13 protein-coding genes are annotated in these 18,480 nt (G+C 71.9%); 7 read left to right on the forward strand and 6 right to left on the reverse strand.

Going from position 1 to position 18,480, the window contains the following annotated elements:
- Nucleotides 1-12: 12 nt before the first annotated feature.
- From ACIBSW_RS28985 to ACIBSW_RS28995, 3 genes are read right to left on the reverse strand one after another with little or no spacing between them, the layout of a single operon-like run.
- On the reverse strand, nucleotides 13-519 hold the full coding sequence (locus ACIBSW_RS28985) for a DUF664 domain-containing protein (RefSeq protein ID WP_354729117.1): 507 nt from the start codon (nucleotides 517-519) through the stop codon (nucleotides 13-15).
- Between the two features lie 28 nt (nucleotides 520-547).
- Nucleotides 548-1,264 (reverse strand): hypothetical protein, encoded by a 717-nt coding sequence (locus ACIBSW_RS28990; protein ID WP_354729119.1) that lies wholly within the window; start codon nucleotides 1,262-1,264, stop codon nucleotides 548-550.
- Nucleotides 1,265-1,303: 39 nt separating this feature from the next.
- Complete coding sequence (locus tag ACIBSW_RS28995) at nucleotides 1,304-2,629, reverse strand: MFS transporter (RefSeq protein WP_354729121.1); 1,326 nt, start codon at nucleotides 2,627-2,629, stop codon at nucleotides 1,304-1,306.
- A 183-nt stretch (nucleotides 2,630-2,812) separates the two neighbouring features.
- Between ACIBSW_RS28995 and ACIBSW_RS29000 the strand changes: the two genes are divergently transcribed.
- Nucleotides 2,813-3,970: a hypothetical protein gene (locus tag ACIBSW_RS29000; protein ID WP_354729123.1), complete on the forward strand. Its 1,158-nt coding sequence runs from the start codon at nucleotides 2,813-2,815 to the stop codon at nucleotides 3,968-3,970.
- Here the strand turns inward: ACIBSW_RS29000 and ACIBSW_RS29005 are convergent.
- The 3 genes from ACIBSW_RS29005 to ACIBSW_RS29015 form a co-directional block, all read right to left on the reverse strand.
- On the reverse strand, nucleotides 3,960-5,741 hold the full coding sequence (locus tag ACIBSW_RS29005) for a S9 family peptidase (protein ID WP_354729124.1): 1,782 nt from the start codon (nucleotides 5,739-5,741) through the stop codon (nucleotides 3,960-3,962). The genes ACIBSW_RS29000 and ACIBSW_RS29005 overlap by 11 nt on opposite strands.
- Nucleotides 5,742-5,760: 19 nt before the next feature.
- A complete protein-coding gene (locus tag ACIBSW_RS29010; RefSeq protein WP_354729126.1) occupies nucleotides 5,761-7,533 on the reverse strand; it encodes an N-acetylglutaminylglutamine amidotransferase in 1,773 nt (590 codons plus the stop codon).
- Nucleotides 7,534-7,627: 94 nt separating this feature from the next.
- Nucleotides 7,628-10,222 (reverse strand): carboxylate--amine ligase/circularly permuted type 2 ATP-grasp protein, encoded by a 2,595-nt coding sequence (locus ACIBSW_RS29015; protein WP_354729128.1) that lies wholly within the window; start codon nucleotides 10,220-10,222, stop codon nucleotides 7,628-7,630.
- Nucleotides 10,223-10,536: 314 nt separating this feature from the next.
- Between ACIBSW_RS29015 and ppdK the strand changes: the two genes are divergently transcribed.
- The 6 genes from ppdK (at nucleotide 10,537) to ACIBSW_RS29045 (ending at nucleotide 18,312) form a co-directional block, all read left to right on the forward strand.
- Nucleotides 10,537-13,230: a pyruvate, phosphate dikinase gene (gene ppdK, locus ACIBSW_RS29020; protein ID WP_354729130.1), complete on the forward strand. Its 2,694-nt coding sequence runs from the start codon at nucleotides 10,537-10,539 to the stop codon at nucleotides 13,228-13,230.
- 32 nt (nucleotides 13,231-13,262) lie between these two features.
- Entirely contained in the window at nucleotides 13,263-13,958 is a 696-nt protein-coding gene (locus ACIBSW_RS29025) for an SDR family NAD(P)-dependent oxidoreductase (RefSeq protein ID WP_354729132.1), read from the forward strand.
- 105 nt (nucleotides 13,959-14,063) lie between these two features.
- Nucleotides 14,064-16,184, forward strand: a complete 2,121-nt coding sequence (locus ACIBSW_RS29030) for a SulP family inorganic anion transporter (RefSeq protein WP_354729134.1) — start codon at nucleotides 14,064-14,066, stop codon at nucleotides 16,182-16,184.
- A gap of 131 nt (nucleotides 16,185-16,315) precedes the next feature.
- Nucleotides 16,316-16,576: a hypothetical protein gene (locus ACIBSW_RS29035; protein WP_354729136.1), complete on the forward strand. Its 261-nt coding sequence runs from the start codon at nucleotides 16,316-16,318 to the stop codon at nucleotides 16,574-16,576.
- Between the two features lie 166 nt (nucleotides 16,577-16,742).
- Nucleotides 16,743-17,852 (forward strand): NucA/NucB deoxyribonuclease domain-containing protein, encoded by a 1,110-nt coding sequence (locus ACIBSW_RS29040; RefSeq protein WP_354729138.1) that lies wholly within the window; start codon nucleotides 16,743-16,745, stop codon nucleotides 17,850-17,852.
- 142 nt (nucleotides 17,853-17,994) lie between these two features.
- Nucleotides 17,995-18,312 carry a hypothetical protein gene (locus ACIBSW_RS29045; protein WP_354729140.1) on the forward strand — a complete coding sequence of 106 codons (318 nt, stop codon included), beginning with the start codon at nucleotides 17,995-17,997 and terminating at the stop codon, nucleotides 18,310-18,312.
- Nucleotides 18,313-18,480 lie beyond the last annotated feature (168 nt).

Below are 18,480 nucleotides of genomic sequence, written 5' to 3' on the forward strand. Positions count from 1 at the left end.
GGTGACACCGGCTCAGCCGCCGAGCAGCCCCCGGACGTACGCCGCCTGGCCCGCGTGCTGGATGTCGTCGTTCAGGACGCTGACCAGGCGTACGCCCAGGGTGACCGGCGGATCCCAGGACCGGTCCACGACCCGGTCCAGGTCGTCGGCGGACCGGCCGGCGAGGTAGTCCAGGGTCCGCTCGTGCACCGCCTGGTAGTAGTCCACCAGCGTCTTCGAGCTCTCCGGGCGCACGGCCAGCACCTGCTCGGCCGTGTGCCCGTAGCCGTTGTCGTCCGGGTCCGGCTTGAGGCCGAAGTGGCCGGCCCAGTCGCCGGCGGTGTACACCTGCTCGACGCCGGTCAGCTCGGCGAGGTGCCCGTCCTGTATCCGGGTGAGGTGCCACACCAGCCAGGCGACCGTGTTGGCGCCGTCGGCCGGCGGGGTGCGCAGCTGCTCCGGGTTCAGGCCCTCGACCGCGGTCCGCACCAGAGCGGGCAGGCGGCCGAAGGCCTCGGCGAGCAGTTCGTTGACGTTCACGGTGGCGTGCTCCTTCGCTCGGATCGGATCATTCCGCCGGCGCGGGCCCCTGTTGTCCCTGCCCGTCCTGGTTCGGCTGCTCCTCGGCCGGCTGGGTCTGCTGCGGGTTCCCGGTAGTCGGTTCCGCGGTCGGTTCCGCGGTCGGTTCCGCGGTGGGCTCCGGTGCCGGCTCGGTGGCCGGCGCCTCGCCGGCCGGCCCGGCCGGCGTCTTGTCGACCGCCGGCGCCTGCGAATTCTCCGGCGTCGGCGTCACCGCCGGCTTCTTCGAGCCGCCGTCGAAGAGGCTGCCGACCGAGGTGGTCGACGACGACGTGGTGCCGACGGTCGACGCGACGGACCGGCCCGTCATCAGCTCGAAGATCGTCAGCGAGCCCATGGCCAGCACGAACAACGCCGCCGATGCTACGGCAACGTGCCGCCAGCGGATGTTCATACGCCGCGGCACGGTGTGCGACGGGCTCTCCTCCTTCTTGGCGGCGGCGACCGGCGGCGTGCCGACGGCCGCCGGCACCTTCACGAACGTCGGCGCGATCGCGCCGATGCGCTTCGCGCCCCTGTTGAGCGATCGGTGGTAGATCTCCGTCCCTAACGAGCCGACGACACTGGCGACGGCCGCACCCGCCAGCGTGCCGGCGACTCCGAGAAAGGAGCCGACGACCGCCGCGGTGAGCGCCGCGAGCGTGCCCGCGATGACCTTGGAAATCTCGAGTCCGGACCAGAAACGGTCCGTTGCCTGCTCGCTCATGTCCTCCTGCCTTGCCACTTCAGAAATCCGGGCAAAGACTCAACCTTTACCGATCCGCTCCCCGCTAAACCAGCCGCGCTCGGCGAGCACCTCACGCATGGGCCGGACGATCACCCCGTGGTCGGCGGCCAGCCGCGCTCTGGCCAGCCTGCGGGTGCGCAATATGCCGATCAGGCCGATGGCACCGATCACGTACTGCACCGACATGGCGAACTTGAAGTCCACGATGTCGTAATCCGCGCGGCCGCCCGTGCGGGCGTCCAGGATCAGCCCGACGAGCAGGATCGACACCAGCGACGCGACGAAGCCGCCGACGTTCACGATGCCGGTGGCCGTGCCGAGCCGGCTCGGCGGATTGAAGGTGCGGGCGAACTCGAACCCGATCATCGAACCCGGGCCGCCCAGGCCCAGCGCCAGCACGAGCAGCGCCAGCACCGGCAGCGGCGCCCGCCCCGGCCACCCGATGATCAGACCCCAGCCGACGGCATTCGCGCCGATCACCCCGAGCACCAGCCACGAGCGGCGCAGCGGATGCCGCTGCACCAGCACGCCGACCATTGGCCCGGCGGCCATGCCGGTCAGCACGAACAGGGTGAGCAGCGCGCTCGCCTCGCCCCGCTCCAGACCCTCGCCGGCGACCAGGAACGGATAGCCCCAGATCAGCGCGAAGACCGTGCCCGGGAACTGGGTGGTGAAGTGCGTCCACAGCCCGAGCCGGGTGCCCGGATGCCGCCAGGCGCCGGCCAGGTCGTCGCCGAGCTGGCGAAGGGAGATCGCCTCGCCCGAGTTGACCCGCCGGTCCGGGGCGTCGTGCAGCGCCACCAGCGCGACGATCGCGACGAAGACCCCGGCGGCCGAGGCCGAGACGAACGCGGCGGTCCAGCCCGCGCCGGCCAGCAGCGCGGCCAGCGGTACGGCGCTGAGCACCTGCCCCAGCTGCCCGACGAGGCCGGTGAGCTGGGTGACGACCGGCACCCGCCGGGCCGGGAACCACCGCGGCACCAGCCGCAGCACGCTGATGAACGTCATGGCGTCGCCGGCGCCCACCAGAACCCTTGCGAGGACCGCGCCGGTGACCCCGTCCGCGAACGCCATGAGCGCCTGCCCCGCCGCCATGACCAGGCCGCCGGTCACGACCAGCCGCAGCGAGCCGAACCGGTCGAGCAGCAGCCCGACGGGCACCTGGAGGCCGGCGTAGACCAGCAGTTGCAGGACGGCGAACGAGGCCAGCGCCCCGGCGCCGATGTCGAACCGCGCCTGCGCGTCCAGCCCGGCGACCCCGAGCGACGTGCGATGCAGCACCGCGACCACGTAGGCCGACAGCCCCACGGCCCACACCGCCCAGGCCCGGGCACCGCCTTGCATGAAAGTGGTCTCCGTCCGCTCGCGTCAGTTCTAGCCAACTCCCGCGACGGGTGCATCGACAACGACCGGGGTCACAACGGGCACGTGCGTCCGGTCACCGGATATGTCGAATCTCGTGGGATGGCGATCGGCGGTCCGCGGTGCTGTGATGGTGTCGGTTCTGTGCTGAAAAGGACCTTTGCGATGATCGGGACCCTGGCGACGCTGGCGGCGGTGACCGGCGTGCCTGCCGCGGCGCGGCCGGCGGGCGGCGTTACGACCCAGGTCGACGCCGGTGACTCACACAGCTGTGCGCGCGGCCGGGACGGCCGGGCCTACTGCTGGGGCGACGGCAGCAGTGGTCAGCTCGGCAACGGCGACGTCGTGCGGCACTCGAGTCCGGTCGCGGTGACCGCACCGGCCGGGGTCAGCTTCACCCAGCTCACCGCCGGATACCGCCAGACGTGCGGGCTGGGCAGCGATGCCAGGGCCTACTGCTGGGGTTCCAACTACAGCGGCGAGCTGGGCAACGGCGACAACACGAACCGATCGACCCCGGTTGCGGTGAAGTCCCCGGCAGCTGGGGTGAGCTTCACCCAGCTCACCGCCGGTTACAGCCACACCTGCGGGCTGGGCGGCGACGCCCGGGCCTACTGCTGGGGCGCGGGCAGCCTCGGCGAGCTGGGCGACGGCGCGAGCACGAGCCGGTCGACCCCGGTCGCGGTGAGATCCCCGGTGAGCTTCACCCAGGTCAGTGCCGGCATCAGCCACACGTGCGGGCTGGGCGGCGACGCCCGGGCGTACTGCTGGGGCTCCGGCCTCAGCGGTGAGCTGGGCAACGGCGACACCAGGATCCGGTCGACCCCGGTGGCGGTGACCGCGCCTGCCCCCGGGGTGACCTTCACCCGGATCGCCGCCGGTTTCAGCAACGCGTGCGGGCTGGGCAGCGACTCCCGGGCCTACTGCTGGGGCTCCGGCGGTTTCGGTCAGCTGGGCGACGGCGCGAGCACGGACCGGTCGACCCCGGTCGCGGTGAAATCCCCGGTGACGTTCACCCAGATCAGCCCCGGTGTCCACCACACCTGCGGGCTGGGCGGCGACGCCCGGGCCTACTGCTGGGGCGACGGCAGCAGCGGTCAGCTGGGCGACGGCGAGACCACGAACCGATCGACCCCGGTTGCGGTGACCGCACCGGCGCCGGGGGTGAACTTCACCCGGATCAGCGCCGGTAGCGGCTTCACGTGCGGGCTGGGCAGCGATGCCCGGACCTACTGCTGGGGCGCCAACCGCTACCACCAGTTGGGGCACGGCGACATCAGGACCCACCTGACTCCAGTGGCGGTCCGGCTCCCTAAGGGGTGAGCGCGGGTGCGGGGGCGAGGTGTGCGGTCAGCCACGCGACCGTCTCGCGCAGGTACCGCGCCCGGGACGACCTGTGCTGCAGCTCATGGCCCTCGTCCGGAAAGAGCAGGTACCGGTGCGGCACGCCGAGCTCGGTCAGCGCCGCCACCACCTGCTCCGCCTCGATCACCGGGACGTTGCTGTCGTTCTCGCCGTGCACGATCATCAGCGGCGCCCGGAGCCGGTCGATGCGGGTGATCGGGGAGAGGTCGCGCAGCAGGCCGGCGTCGGCCACCGGGTCTCCGTACTTGGAGACCGCAGCCGCGGCGATCCAGGGCTCGGTGTGCTCGTAGAACGTGGCGAAGTTCGACATGCCGCAGACGTCGATGCCGACGGCGAACAGCGACGGGTACGTGGTCAGGGCCGCCAGCGTCAGGTAGCCGCCGTACGAGCGGCCCATGCAGCCGACGCGGGCCGGGTCGGCGACGCCGGCGGAGACCAGGTAGGAGACGCAGGAGGCCACGTCGGCGATCGCCGCGTAGCGCAGGGCGCCGTTGTCCGCGTTGACGAAGGAGCGGCCGAAACCCGACGAGCCCCGGACATTGGCCGCGAAGACCGCGATGCCGCGGTCCACCAGGGACTGGAACAGCGCGCCGTGCCCCGGGCGCTCCTGCGCCTCCGGGCCGCCGTGCAGCCACACCACCGCCGGGTGCGGGCCCGGGCCGGCCGGCTCGAACAGCCAGCCGCTGATCTCGAGGCCGTCGTGCGAACCGAAGCGGTGCAGCGTCGGGTGGACCGCGCGCGGCGCCGCCTCCTCCGCCGAGACCGGGTGCAGGTCGCCGTCGTACGTCCACACGCCGTGCGGTTGCCCGGGGCCTTCGGCGGTGAAGGCCAGGGTGCTGCCGTCGTGGCACCAGGAGATCCCACCCGCGACGCTGCCGGGAAGGTCGATCTGCTCCCAGCCGTCCGCCGTCAGCACGCTCAGCTCGGACTCGCCGCCGCGGACGTTCCACAGCACGGCGATCGACGCGCCGTCGGCGGTGAGCGCGAACGACTCCACCTCGGCGGTCTCCGAGGCGGCCAGCACCTCGGTCGCGCCGCCGGTCACCCGGATCAGCACCGGCAGTTCGTCGGCGTCGCTGCGGGCGTACACGGAGCCGTCCGGGCCGAAGCAGGCCTGCTCGCCGCTCGTCACGTGCTCGTCGGTACCGGTGGCGAGATCGCGGACGGCCACGTACCGGCCGCCGCGCGGTCCGTGGCGCAGCAGTGCCCGGCCGCGGTCCGCGGTGATGTCGAGCAGCGAGATCAGCTCGCCGGTGGCGATGGTCTCCCGGGTGCCGTGTTCGGCGTCCACCAGCAGTGCGGTCGTCAGGTTCTCCGTCACCGCCAGCAGCGGGCGGCCCGGCAGCCAGCGCGCGTTCTCCGCGCTGTCCGCGCCGAAGCCCGCCACCTGGTGCAGCGCGGAGCCGTCCGGGCGGACCAGCCACACCTCGGTGCGGGGCGCGCCGCCGGGGGACAGCACGCAGGCGAGCCAGCCGCCGCCGGTGGACCAGTGCACCGAGACGACGGGGTGCTCGCCCGTGTCGACCAGGAAGGTCAGCTCGCTGCCGACCGGCTGCACCCAGACCTTGGGCGAGCCGCTGCGGTCGCAGACGTACGCCGCGTGCCGGCCGTCCGGCGAGAGCGTCACCGACCAGCAGCCCGACACCTCCGAGGGGAGGGGACCCGACCTTCTGTCGGTCCACCCCGCGGGCAGCACGGTGACGTCGACACGGTTGAGCTGACCGGTCATCCGGGTCCTCCCTCGTCTGTTAGATCCCCTTGTCCTGCAGCCACATCTCCAGCAGCGCGAGCTGCCACAACTGGTTCGCCCCGAGCGTCGTACGAGCAGTGTTCGGGTCGGCCAGTAGCGCGTCAACGTACTCCGGCCGGAACAGTCCGCGCGCCCGCGCCGCCGGTGCGTGCAGCGCGTCCCGCACCATTTCCAGCATCGGTCCTTCGAGGTGCCGAATCCCGGGAACCGGGAAGTATCCCTTGGTGCGGTCGATCACCTCGTCGGGCACGACCCCCCGGGCCGCGTCCTTGAGGACGCCCTTGCCGCCCTGCGCCAGTTTGAGCTCGGGCGGGCAGGCCGCCGCCAGCTCCACCAACTCGTGATCGAGGAACGGCACGCGCGCCTCGAGCCCCCACGCCATCGTCATGTTGTCGACCCGCTTGACGGGATCGTCGACGAGCATGACCTGCGAGTCCAGCCGCAACGCCGCGTCGACCGCGGTGGTCGCGCCCGGCCGGGCGAAGCTCGCCGTGACGAACTCGCGGCTGACGTCGGCGTCGAGCAGCCATTCCGGCGCCAGCTGGCGGGACAGTTCGGCGTGCGGACGGTCGAAGAACTCCTTCGCGTACGCGTCGACGGCGCGATCCCGCGGCACGTCCCGCAGCGGCGGGTACCAGCTGTAGCCGGCCAGGATCTCGTCCGCGCCCTGTCCGGACTGGACGACCGTGACCTGCCGCGACACATCCTCGCTGAGCAGGTTGAAGGCGATGCAGTCGTGGCTGACCATCGGCTCGCTCATCGCCGCGACCGTGCGCGCCACCGCCGGCAGGAAGCGGTCCCTGCCGATCCGGATCTGGTGGTGGTTCGTGTCGAACTGCTTGGCGATGAGGTCCGAGTAGGCGAACTCGTCGCCGCTCTCCCCGGCCGCCGACTCGAAGCCGATGCTGAAGGTGCTCAGGTCGCGCTGGCCCTGCTCGGCGAGCAGGGCCACGATGTAGCTGGAGTCCAGCCCGCCGGAGAGCAGCACCCCGACCGGCACGTCGGCGACCATCCGCCGCTCGACGGCGGTGCGCAGCGCGTCGTGCACGGCCTCGGCCCACTCGGCCCGCGACCTGGTGCCGGTGCGGGTGTGCGAGGCCTCCCAGTACACGTGCGAGGTGGAGGTGCCGTCGGCCTTGATGATCCGGACCGTGGCCGGCGGCAGCTTGCGGACGCCGGCGACCAGCGTGCGCGGTGCCGGTACGACCGAGTGGAACGTCATGTAGTGCTGCAGCGCCACCTTGTCGATCGAGGTGTCGACGTCGCCGGCCGCGAGCAGCGCGGGCAGGGTGGACGCGAAGCGCAGCCGCCCGGGCGTCTCGGCCAGGTACATCGGCTTGATGCCGAGCCGGTCGCGGGCCAGCATCACCGTGCCGGTGGCGTGCTCGGCGACGGCGAACGCGAACATGCCCAGCAGGCGGCGCACGCAGTCGGCGCCCCAGCGGTGGTACGCCTTGAGGATCACCTCGGTGTCGGACGTGGAGGTGAACTGGTAGCCGTGGCCGCGCAGCTCCTCGCGCAGCTGGCGGTAGTTGTAGATGCAGCCGTTGAAGACCAGGGTCAGGCCGAGAAGTTCGTCGGTCATCGGCTGGGCGCCGGACTCCGACAAGTCGATGATCTTGAGTCGACGGTGGCCGAAGGCGATCGGGCCGCGCTGCCAGAGGCCCTCGCCGTCGGGTCCCCGGGACTCCAGGCAGGGCAGCATGCGCCGGACGGCGTCGCAGTCCGCCGCCCGGTCGTCATACCGCAGTTCGCCGCCGATTCCACACATGGCCAGAACCTCCTTGGGGGGTCAGGAGGCGCACACCCGGGTTCCTCAGGGTGTGCGCCGCCCGTTGCGATCTCGTGTCATGGCTGTAAAGGATTCAGCCGAGCAGCCAGGTGTCCTTCGAGCCGCCGCCGCGGGACGAGTTGACGATCATGCTGTCGACCGGCGCGACTCTGGTCAGGGCGGCGGGCGCCACCACCGAGGTGTCGCCGGTGAAGACGAACGCGCGCAGGTCGACGTGGCGGGGCGCCAGCTGGTGGCCGTCGAAGACCGGGTGGGTGGAGAGGGCGACGACCTCCTGCGCCACCCAGCGGTGCGGCGCCGTGTTGATCTGCCGGCGTACCGCGGCCAGGTCCTCGGCGGACGCGTGCGGGCCGATGACGATCCGGTCGCCGCCGTATCCGTCGACCGGCTTGCAGACCAGCTCCTCCAGCCGGCCGAGCACCTCGGCCTTCTGCTCCGGGATGCCGCACAGGTACGTGGGCACGTCCGCCAGCAGCGGCTTCTCGCCCAGGTAGTACCCGATCAGCCGGGGCACGTACGCATAGACGGCCTTGTCGTCGCCGATGCCGTTGCCGAGCGCGTTGGCCAGCACGATCGTGTCGGCGTGCAGGGCCGCGACCAGGCTCGGCCCCAGCGGCATCCCGTCGGCGCCGGGCGAGTGCACCAGGCTGTCCTCGCCCATCCGCAGGTAGATCACGTCGACGGCGTACCGGCGGCCGTTCCGGACGCGCCGGACGCGGCCGTCCTCGACCAGCAGGTCGGTGCTGCGCACCAGCGGGACGCCCATCTCCTCGGCGAGCAGCCGGTGCTCGAACCAGGCCGAGTCTTCGGGACCCTGGCTGAGCACGACCACGGCCGGCTCGTCGCCCGCGGCCGGCCCGGCGGCCTCGATCAGCGCACGCAGCAGCAGCCGCGGCGCCTCCTCGATGTCGTTGAGCCCGCCGGGGTGGGGCAGTTCCGGCAGCACGCTCTCGGTGAGCCGGCGGTTCTGCATCGCGTAGCCGATGCCGGACGGCACCCGCAGGTTGTCCTCCAGGACGTACCAGCCGCCGTCGGCGTCGCGGACCAGGTCGACACCGGCGACCTGCGCGCGCACGCCGGGCCGGTTGACCAGGGCGCCACTGGGCCGCAGCTCGGGTGAGTTGTCGATGACCCAGCCGGGCACCACGCCGTCGTGGACCACGGCCCGCTCGCCGTAGACGTCGTTGACGAACGCGTCCAGCGCGCGGACCCGCTGGATCAGCCCGGCCTGCAGCTTCCGCCAGTCGGTCGCCGGCACGATGCGGGGCACCAGGTCGAAGGGGAACAGCCGGGTCGCCGCCTCGCCGGCCATGCTGAACGTGATTCCGCGGGCGCGCTGCTCGTCGTCGCGCGCGTCCTCGCGGCGGCGCAGCCCGGCGGGGCCGAGCGCGCTGAGGACGTTGACGATCCCCTGGTACGCCGGCAGGACGTCGCCGCCCGGGAACGCCTCGTCGCCGCTCGCGGCGTACGGGGTGAGTCCGGCCGGTACCGTCCGGCCGTCCGGGCCGATGCCGGTGGCGCCGCCCCGGGTGTCGGCGACCAGGAGGTCGACCACGTCGGAGATGCGCCCGCGGCGGCCCATGGCCCGGCGCTGCCGGGCCGCAGAGCTGCCCCGGCTGAGCATCTGCACGGAGAGGTCGAAGACCTGATCCCAGTCGCCGAGCTCCTCGAGCTGGGGGCGCAGGTCGCCGACGAGGCGCTCGACGGCGACCGCGGCGGGTACCGGCACCGGCGAGCGGGGCAGGTCCAGCAGGTCGCCCTCGAGCCCGGAGCGGGCGGCCCGCCACATGGCGGCCCGGTGCAGCGGCGGCCGGGTGGGCACCATCGGCAGGCCCGCGCGGTAGTCCTGGCGGGCCCGCAGCACGAGGCCGCGGAACAGGCCGGCCAGCAGCACCACAGTGTCGGCGTCGGGGCTGGAGTCGGTGACCCGCAGCTCGACGGTCGGCACGTGCGCGGACGGGCGTACATCGAAGTAGACCATCTTGGGGTCGGTGATCGTGCCGGACGCGATCAGGTCCGCGACCAGCGCGTCGTGGTCCTCGGCGGAGGTGACGGGGCCGCTGTCGCCCGCCGTCGGCCAGCGCAGCCAGACCAGCGAGCGCACGCTGGCGTAGCCGCTGTCCTCGCCCATCCAGTACGGCGAGCTCGCCGAGATGCCGAGCAGCACCGGCAGGGCCGGGGCGACCCGCTGGGCGATCGAGACGGCCTCGTCCCGGTCGGGGATGCCGACGTGCACCTGTGCGCCGCAGATGAGCTGTTCGCGGGCGAGCATCTGGTACTCGTCCAGCATCCGGCGGAACCGCGAGGTGGGGGTGACCGGCAGCGAGTCCAGGTCGACCACCGGGACCGTGCCCGCGGCGACCAGGCCGAGCCCGAGCGACTCGGCGACCCCGATGGCCCGCCGGCGCAGCGTGACGATCCCGTCGCGCAGGTCGTCGAGCGTGGCCGCGACCTCGGTGTTGGTCTCGACCACCGAGCGGTGCAGCTCGGCGGAGAAGTTCGCCGCGTCGAGCTGCTCGAGCACCTCCGGCGCCCTGGGTACGAGCTCCCGGGTCCGCAGGTCGACCACGTGCAGCTCCTCCTCGACGCCGAGGGTGAGGTCGGTGCCGACGGCGCCGCGCGCCTGCTCCGTTCCGTCGTCCTCAGAGACCTTGAGTGACTCCGTCATGCCAAGACCGCCTATGTCGTCGTCCGTCGTCCGGAGCCTTACCAGCCCATGTACCGAACCTGTGACGTGCCCATTTCCGGCGTCTACCAAGCATGACGACCCCGACACCCCCGTTCGGGTGCCCCGGCGCCCGCGGTGCTCGCTCGTGCTCGGGGTTGCTCGAAGTCATGCCTTTTCGAGCCCAACCACGCCTGCGCTTGTGCAATTACTCACGAGGTCTAGGGCTCCGACTGGCGCGGCACCTACTCTCCGGACACCCTTGAAAGAGCGTTCAGGTATTCGATCGCTGACGCATCACCTGTGGGGAGGCAGTCGTGGGAAATGCCGGCGAGAAGTACGTCTACGATTTTTCGGAAGGCAACAGGGACCTCAAGGAGTTGCTCGGCGGTAAAGGTGCGAACCTCGCCGAGATGACCCGCCTGGGTCTTCCGGTACCGGCCGGCTTCACCGTCACCACCCGCGCCTGCCAGGCCTACCTGGCGACCGGTCACAACCCCGACGGGCTGGCCGAGGAGATCGATTCCCATCTTGCCGCGCTGGAGTCCGCGATGGGCCGCCGGCTGGGTGACGCGGGCGACCCGCTGCTGGTCTCGGTGCGTTCGGGCGCCGCCTTCTCGATGCCCGGCATGATGGAGACGGTGCTCAACGTCGGGCTCAACGACGAGAGCGTCGCCGGCCTCGCGGCGCAGGCCGGCGGCAACGAGCGCTTCGCCTGGGACTCCTACCGGCGGCTCATTCAGATGTTCGGAAAGACCGTCTGCGACGTGCCGGGCGAGGAATTCTCGAACGCGCTGGAAGAGGCGAAAACCGCCCGCGGCACCACCGATGATCTGCATCTCGACGCCGCTGACCTGCGGGCCCTTGTGGATCGCTTCAAGCGCATTTTCGCCAAACACACCGGGCACGACTTCCCGCAGGATCCGAAGGAGCAGTTGCGCCTGGCGATGGAGGCCGTCTTCCGCTCCTGGAATGCGGAACGCGCCGTCCTCTACCGCCGCCAGGAACGCATTCCGGCGGATCTCGGCACCGCGGTGAACGTGGTCGCGATGGTCTTCGGCAACCTCGGCCCGGACTCCGGCACGGGCGTCGCGTTCACCCGGGACCCGGCGAGCGGCGCGCAGGGCATCTACGGCGACTACCTGCAGAACGCCCAGGGCGAGGACGTCGTCGCCGGCATCCGCAACACCATCCCGCTCGAGGAGCTCAAAAACCTGGACCGCAGCTCGTACGACGAGCTGCTGGCGATCATGGCGAAGCTCGAGGGGCACTACCGCGACCTCTGCGACATCGAGTTCACCATCGAGCGCGGCAAGCTCTGGATGCTGCAGACCCGGGTCGGCAAGCGCACCGCCGGCGCCGCGTTCCGGATCGCCGCGCAGCTGGTCGGCGAGGACATGATCAGCCTCGACGAGGCGCTGCGCCGGGTCTCCGGCGCCCAGCTCGCCCAGCTGATGTTCCCGCGCTTCGACCTCGCCGCGGACCCGGTCGCGCTGACCAAGGGCATCGGCGCCTCGCCGGGCGCGGCCGTCGGCAAGGTGGTGTTCAGCGCGTCGCGGGCCGTCGAGCTGGCCGCCGAGGGCGAGCAGGTCATCCTGGTGCGCCGGGAGACCAACCCCGAGGACCTGGCCGGCATGATCGCCGCGCAGGGCATCCTCACCGCCCGGGGCGGCAAGACCAGTCACGCGGCGGTCGTCGCCCGCGGCATGGGCCGCACCTGCGTCTGCGGCGCCGACCAGCTCGAGATCGCGGCCGACCGCTTCACCGTCGCCGGCCGGACCGTCGCCGAGGGCGACGTGATCTCGATCGACGGCACCACCGGCTGCGTCTACCTCGACTCCGTGCCGGTACGCCCGTCCGAGGTGGTGCAGTACTTCGAGGGCACGCTCTCCCCGGCCGAGACCGAGGATCCGCTGGTCGACGCCGTACACAAGATCATGTCGCACGCCGACGCCACCCGCGGCCTGGCCGTGCGCACCAACGCCGACACCGCGGACGACGCGGCCCGGGCCCGGCGCTTCGGCGCCGAGGGCATCGGCCTGTGCCGCACCGAGCACATGTTCCTCGGCGACCGGCGCGAGCTGGTCGAGCGGCTGATCCTCGCGGCGACGCCCGGCGAGCGCTCGGACGCCCTGGCCGCGCTGCTCCCGCTGCAGCGCGCGGACTTCGTCGACCTGTTCCGGGCCATGGACGGCCTGCCGGTGACGGTCCGGCTGATCGACCCGCCGCTGCACGAGTTCCTGCCGTCGCTGGAGGAGCTGGCGGTCAACGTCGCGGTCGCCCGCGAGCGCGGCGAGGACCACGCGGAGGACGCCGAGCTGCTGGACGCCGTGCGCCGGATGCACGAGCAGAACCCGATGCTCGGCCTGCGCGGCGTACGCCTGGGCCTGGTCATTCCCGGCCTGTTCGCGATGCAGGTCCGGGCGATCACCGAGGCCGCCGTGCAGCTGGCCGGCGAGGGCCTCGACCCGCACCCGGAGATCATGGTGCCGCTGGTCGGCGCCGTGCAGGAGCTGGAGATGGTCCGGCAGGAGTGCGAGCAGATCGTCGCCGAGGTCGTCGCGGACAGCGGCGTCAACGTGCTGATCGGCACGATGATCGAGGTGCCGCGGGCCGCGCTGACCGCCGGGCAGATCGCCGAGGCCGCCGACTTCTTCTCGTTCGGCACCAACGACCTGACCCAGATGGGCTGGGGCTTCTCCCGCGACGACGTCGAGGGCGCGTTCTTCTGGCGCTACCTGGAGCTGGGCATCTTCGGCATCTCGCCGTTCGAGTCGATCGACCGCGAGGGCGTCGGCCGGCTCATCCGGATCGCCGCGGAGGAGGGGCGCGCGGTGCGCCCGGAGCTGAAGCTCGGCGTCTGCGGCGAGCACGGCGGCGACCCGGAGTCGGTGCACTTCTTCCACGAGGTCGGCCTCGACTACGTCTCCTGCTCGCCGTTCCGGGTGCCGGTCGCGCGCCTGGAGGCCGGCCGGGCCGCGATCACGGGCGGGGATTCCGACAGCCGCTGACCACCAAGCCCTGCGCGGTAGGCTCCCGTGCCGTGCGACATGGTTTCGTCATCGGCAACACCGACGGCATCGGCCTGGCCCTGACCAGGCGGTTGCTGGCGGACGGCTGGGCGGTCACCGGCATGTCCCGGCGGCCGGCCACCGTGGAGCACGACCGGTACGTGCACGTGGCCGCGGACGTCGCCGCGCCCGAGTTCCCGGCCCGGCTGGCCGGGGCCCTGGACGCGGCCGGCGGCGCCGACCTCTGCGTCTACGCCGCCGGCGTCGGTGACCTGCTCGACCCGGATGACCTCGCGGCGCAGACCCGGGTCTTCGAGGTGAACCTGATCGGCGCGGCCCGCGCCGTCGAGGTCGTCCTACCGCGGATGCTGGCGGCGGGCGGCGGGCACTTCATCGGGCTGTCCAGCCTCGCCGACACGCTGATCTCGCCCGAAGCGCCGGGGTACGCGGCGTCGAAGGCCGGGCTGTCGTCCTATCTGATCGCGCTGGGCGCCGCCCTGCGGCCGCGCGGGGTGCAGGTCAGCACGGTCCGGTTCGGATTCGTGGACACCAAGATGGCCAAGGGACCCGTGCGGCCCATGATGATCACCGTGGACCGGGCGGTCGACGTGTTGATGCGCTGCGTGCGTACCAGGGCGGCCGTGGTGTCGTATCCCCGGCGGATGGCGCTGCTGACCGCGGCGCTGGGACCCGTCGCCCGGGCCCGGGCCCGGCTGGGAAGGCGCTGAGAACACGGTCCCGGACCACGTTATGTAACCGACTGTTCATTCGTAGTGGCTACAGTGTCCGAAATATCCCACTTGTGAGTTAAGCCGGGAAGGACCGCCACGCCGATGCGCACCCTGTTGCGGCACGACGTACCCGCCTCCATTGTCGTCTTCCTCATCGCGATCCCGCTGTCCCTCGGCATCGCCGCCGCCTCGGGCGCGCCGCTGCTCGCCGGCCTGATCGCCGCGGTCGTCGGCGGCATCGTCGCGGGCGCGCTCAGCGGCGCCCCACTACAGGTCAGCGGCCCGGCCGCCGGCCTGACGGTGGTCGTCGCCGGCGTCGTCGCCGACTTCGGCTGGGCCGAGACGACCGCGCTCTTCGCCATGGCCGGCCTGGTCCAGATCGTGCTCGGCGTCTCCCGGCTCGGCCGGGCCGCGCTCTCCCTGTCGCCGGCCGTCGTGCACGGCATGCTCGCCGGCATCGGCATCGTCATCGCGCTCAGCCAGGTGCACGTGGTGCTCGGCGGCGCACCGCAGAGCGGGGCCTGGCAGAACATCCGCGACCTGCCCGCACAGATCGCCGGCAACCACGGCGTCTCGATCCTCATCGGGATCCTCACCACCGCGATCCTGCTGATCTGGCCCCGCCTGGTGAAGGTCTCCCTGCTGCCGGCCGCGCTGATCGCGGTGGCCGTCGCGACCACGGTGGCCGCGCTGGCGGACCTCGACATAGCCCGCGTCGTGCTGCCGGCGAACCCCCTCGGCGAGCTCACCTTCCCCCGCTGGCCCGACGCCGGAGCCGGCGAGATCCTCGTCGCCGTGCTGACCATCGCCCTGGTCGGCAGCGTCGAGTCGCTGCTCTCCGCGGTCGCCGTCGACCGGCTGCACGACGGCCCGCGGGCCAACCTCAACCGCGAACTGCTCGCACAGGGCGCCGCCAACACCGTGTCGGGTGCGCTCGGCGGGCTGCCGGTCACCGGCGTCATCGTGCGCAGCTCCACCAACGTCGCGGCCGGCGCCCGGACCCGCGCCTCCGCCGTGCTGCACGGCGTCTGGATCGCGGTGTGCGTACTGGCCTTCGGCGGGCTGCTCGAGCAGATCCCGCTCGCCGCGCTCGCCGCCGTGCTGGTCGTCGTCGGCCTGCGGCTGGTCAGCCTGGCGCAGATCAAGGCGTACGTGCGGCACCGGGAACTGCCGACGTACCTGGTCACCGCGCTCGGGGTGATCTTCACCGACCTGCTGACCGGCGTGGCGCTCGGCATGGCGACGGCGGTGCTGCTCATGCTCTGCCGGCTGGCCCGCTGCGAGATACACCGCTCCTCGCCGGGCCCGGGCCGCTGGCTCGTGGTCATCACCGGCACGCTGGCCTTCGTCGGCTCCGGCCGGGTGGCCCGGGAGCTGGCGAGCATCCCCGCGGGCGAGTCGGTCGAGCTCGAACTGCACCTCGACTACCTCGACCACGGCGCGTTCGAGACGATCCAGGAATGGCGCGAGGCGTACCAGCGCGCCGGCGGCCGGGTCGACATCCAGGAGGTACAGGACAGCTGGTTCCACCGGGCGACGTCCGGGCGCCTCGGTTCGGCCCGCTCACACCCCGGCCGGGTGCCACGCATCCTCGGCTCCTGGTCACAGTGGATCTCCCTGAACGACCAGCGCCGCGACGCGATGGCCGCGGGCATCGACGAGTTCGAGCGCACCGTCGCTCCGCTGGTCCGGCCGCACCTGGCGGGCCTGGCCCGCGACGGCCAACGGCCCGAACAGCTCTTCATCACCTGCGCTGACTCCCGCCTGGTGCCCAACCTGATCACCACCAGCGGCCCCGGCGACCTGTTCTGCCTGCGCAACGTCGGCAACATCGTCCCCGCGTACGGCGCCGCCGACACCTCGATCGGCGCCGGCATCGAGTACGCGGTCGACGTCCTCGGCGTCACGACGATCACGGTCTGCGGCCACTCCGGCTGCGGCGCGGTCGGCGCGATGATGGCCGGCGCCGCGGACGCGCAGTCGGCGCTGGGCACCTGGCTCGGCTCGGCCGGCATCGACCTGGCGGGCCGGCAACACCAGGAGGAGTGCATCATCGCCAACGTCGAGCAGCAGCTGGCGAACCTGCTGACCTACCCGAGCGTGCTCCGCGCCGTCGACGCGGGCCGCCTGACCATGGTCGGCCTCTACTTCGACCTGGCCGAGGCCCGCATGTACCACGTGACCGACGGCGTACGCAGCCGGATCATCAACGGCGCCGCATAGCGAAACGACTGCCCTCCACGTCTCGAGCGAAGGAACTCCGCGCCGCACCCGGCCGACGGCAACATCGACTCCGTACGGCCAGAGAGGGCGGCGCGACGAGCGCGCCGCCCAACCTGGAGGTAACAGACGTGATGACTGCCGAGCGGACCGTCCGCCCCGGCGACGTGGTGCTCGTCGGCCGGGCCGCCAGCGTGCAGTTCACCGGCCGCGCCAGCTTCGTGTTCCGGGTAATGCGCGTCGACGCCCGGCCGACCTACGCAGGCTGGGTCTGGCTGGACGGCTACCAACTGGACCACAACGGCCACACGGTCGCCCGCCGCCGCATCTTCGTCCGCCAAGCAGGCCTGATCCGCCCCGACCCACTCCGCCGCAGATACGGCAACCGGCCGTAGGCACCGGGTCGCCGCATCCTCGCGGACCGCCGACCGCCGTGCATCCGGGTATGCACGTATCCCGTCCACTGCGGAAGGTCCGTGCCGACTCGGATGTGGCCGGCCGTCCCGGAGCCGCACCATGTGGCACGGCACCTGAACGGATGCCGGTGGAGGGACACATCCAATGAGGAACAACATCTGGTGGCGTCGGGTGGCGGCGGTCACCGTCGGCCTGGTCGCCGGCGGCGGCATCGCGGTGGCGTCGGCCGTCGAGGTCGCCGCGGCGCTGCCGTCCGGCTGCCTCGCGCCCGCCCGCGGGCAGCCGACCGTGACCTGCGTGACCGAGCTTTCGACGGGCACCAGGCCGCAGCGGGCACCGGCGCCCGCCGCGGCGGACTCGCCGGTGCCGTGCGTGCTCGGCGTGGTGAGCAAGGACCGGCTCCATGCCTGCGTGATGAACCGGTACCAGTACGACATCTTCCGGATGCCGCAGGGGACGCTGGTCGGCACCGCGGTCATCCAGATCACCCAGGCGAGCGAGTTGCGCTACACCACTCGCAAATGGCGGCACGAGTTCACGCTCGACGTGCTGTCGGCCAGCGGCGAGCTGGTCGCCGGCGTGGTCATTACCCCGGGGCTGACCTGCGACGACCTCTGTGACGCCGACGAGCTCACCGTGCCGCGGAACGTCACGGTCGGCGATCCCAAGACGGTGGTGTACCAACCGGAGTCGGAAGGCCCCGGCAATGCCGAGACCACGCAGGAGACGAGCGTGACGTTCGCGTCCCGCAACCCGCAGATCCCCGTCTCGGAGACGGTCCGGCCGTATCAACTGCCGATGGTGCGCTGCGACTCCTCAACGGTGATCGACAACACCAGGAACGGTGGCTGCGTGTACCCCGAGTTCGAACCGACGTTCACGCTCAGCCTCGCCGACGACAGGGTGAACGAGACCGCCGAGCACATCCGCGACACCCAGGCGGCCACCACCCACCACTGGGGACTGCAGCCGGGCGGCACCAAGCTGCGACGCACCACCAGCGACACCAACATCGCCGCCAACCGGGAGGCGGCCTGCCCGAGGTCGCTGCCGCGGCCGACCGGCAAGAGCTGCGACGAGTACCCCTTCGCCTCCACCTCGCAGGGCGCCGCGATGGAGGGCGCCGGAGACTTCAGTCGACGGATGGTCGACGCGCGGGACAACTCCAGGGCCGGGAGCGACCTCGGCCAGTTCTACCGGAGGAACCGGATCCTCGGCAACGACGCCTTCTGGGTGGAGATCACCACGTTCTGACGCCCCAGCCTCCAATGGCGGGGTCGGCCTCCCCGCTACCCCGTGCCGACCCCGCCATTGGATCTCCCCCGAGCTACACGACGAGCAGGGATACGAAACGGCGCGGGGCCGGACCCGAGCCGCGGAGGTTGCGGTTACACAAGTGGCGACAGACGCTGAGGGCCCCGGCGCCAGCGAGGACTTCCCCGGTTTCTGGACTGTCCTGGTGCCCCACGAACAGGTCGCGCTGGCCGTCTCCTTCACCACGACCGCCCGCCACCGGGGCGGCGGCGTCCTGGAGCTGAAGGCCCGCGATGGCGACGATGTCCGAGCGATCTGGTGGCGCGGCCCGAACAACGATGCCGCCCACACCATCCCGGGCGGCTTCCTGTGGGAGAAGAATGACGACTACTACCACGGGACGGTCGGCTGGGCAGAACTTGACGACGTGGCCGTCTCCGTCAAACTCCGCCCCCGGTGACCGTGGCGATCCGCGACAACAGGCCTTCAGTCTGCGACGAGACGTCAGCCCTGCGATCAAGTCACTAACCGGGACCGGCGCGGTCGGTTTGCCTGACCCACCACCCACCCCGGCCTGCCCGACAATATCCCCCACCCCAGCCACCACCGCGAAGCCAGACCACCAACC

Source organism: Actinoplanes sp. NPDC049668 (assembly GCF_044465445.1).
Classification (GTDB): domain Bacteria; phylum Actinomycetota; class Actinomycetes; order Mycobacteriales; family Micromonosporaceae; genus Actinoplanes.

Coding starts and splice junctions, on each gene's coding strand:
- ACIBSW_RS29010 (WP_354729126.1), bottom strand. CDS start 7,533: ATGTGTGGAATCGGCGGCGAACTGCGGTATGACGACCGGGCGGCGGAC.
- ACIBSW_RS29035 (WP_354729136.1), top strand. CDS start 16,316: ATGACTGCCGAGCGGACCGTCCGCCCCGGCGACGTGGTGCTCGTCGGC.
- ACIBSW_RS29015 (WP_354729128.1), bottom strand. CDS start 10,222: ATGACGGAGTCACTCAAGGTCTCTGAGGACGACGGAACGGAGCAGGCG.
- ACIBSW_RS28995 (WP_354729121.1), bottom strand. CDS start 2,629: ATGCAAGGCGGTGCCCGGGCCTGGGCGGTGTGGGCCGTGGGGCTGTCG.
- ACIBSW_RS29000 (WP_354729123.1), top strand. CDS start 2,813: ATGATCGGGACCCTGGCGACGCTGGCGGCGGTGACCGGCGTGCCTGCC.
- ACIBSW_RS29030 (WP_354729134.1), top strand. CDS start 14,064: ATGCGCACCCTGTTGCGGCACGACGTACCCGCCTCCATTGTCGTCTTC.
- ACIBSW_RS29040 (WP_354729138.1), top strand. CDS start 16,743: ATGAGGAACAACATCTGGTGGCGTCGGGTGGCGGCGGTCACCGTCGGC.
- ACIBSW_RS29005 (WP_354729124.1), bottom strand. CDS start 5,741: ATGACCGGTCAGCTCAACCGTGTCGACGTCACCGTGCTGCCCGCGGGG.
- ACIBSW_RS28990 (WP_354729119.1), bottom strand. CDS start 1,264: ATGAGCGAGCAGGCAACGGACCGTTTCTGGTCCGGACTCGAGATTTCC.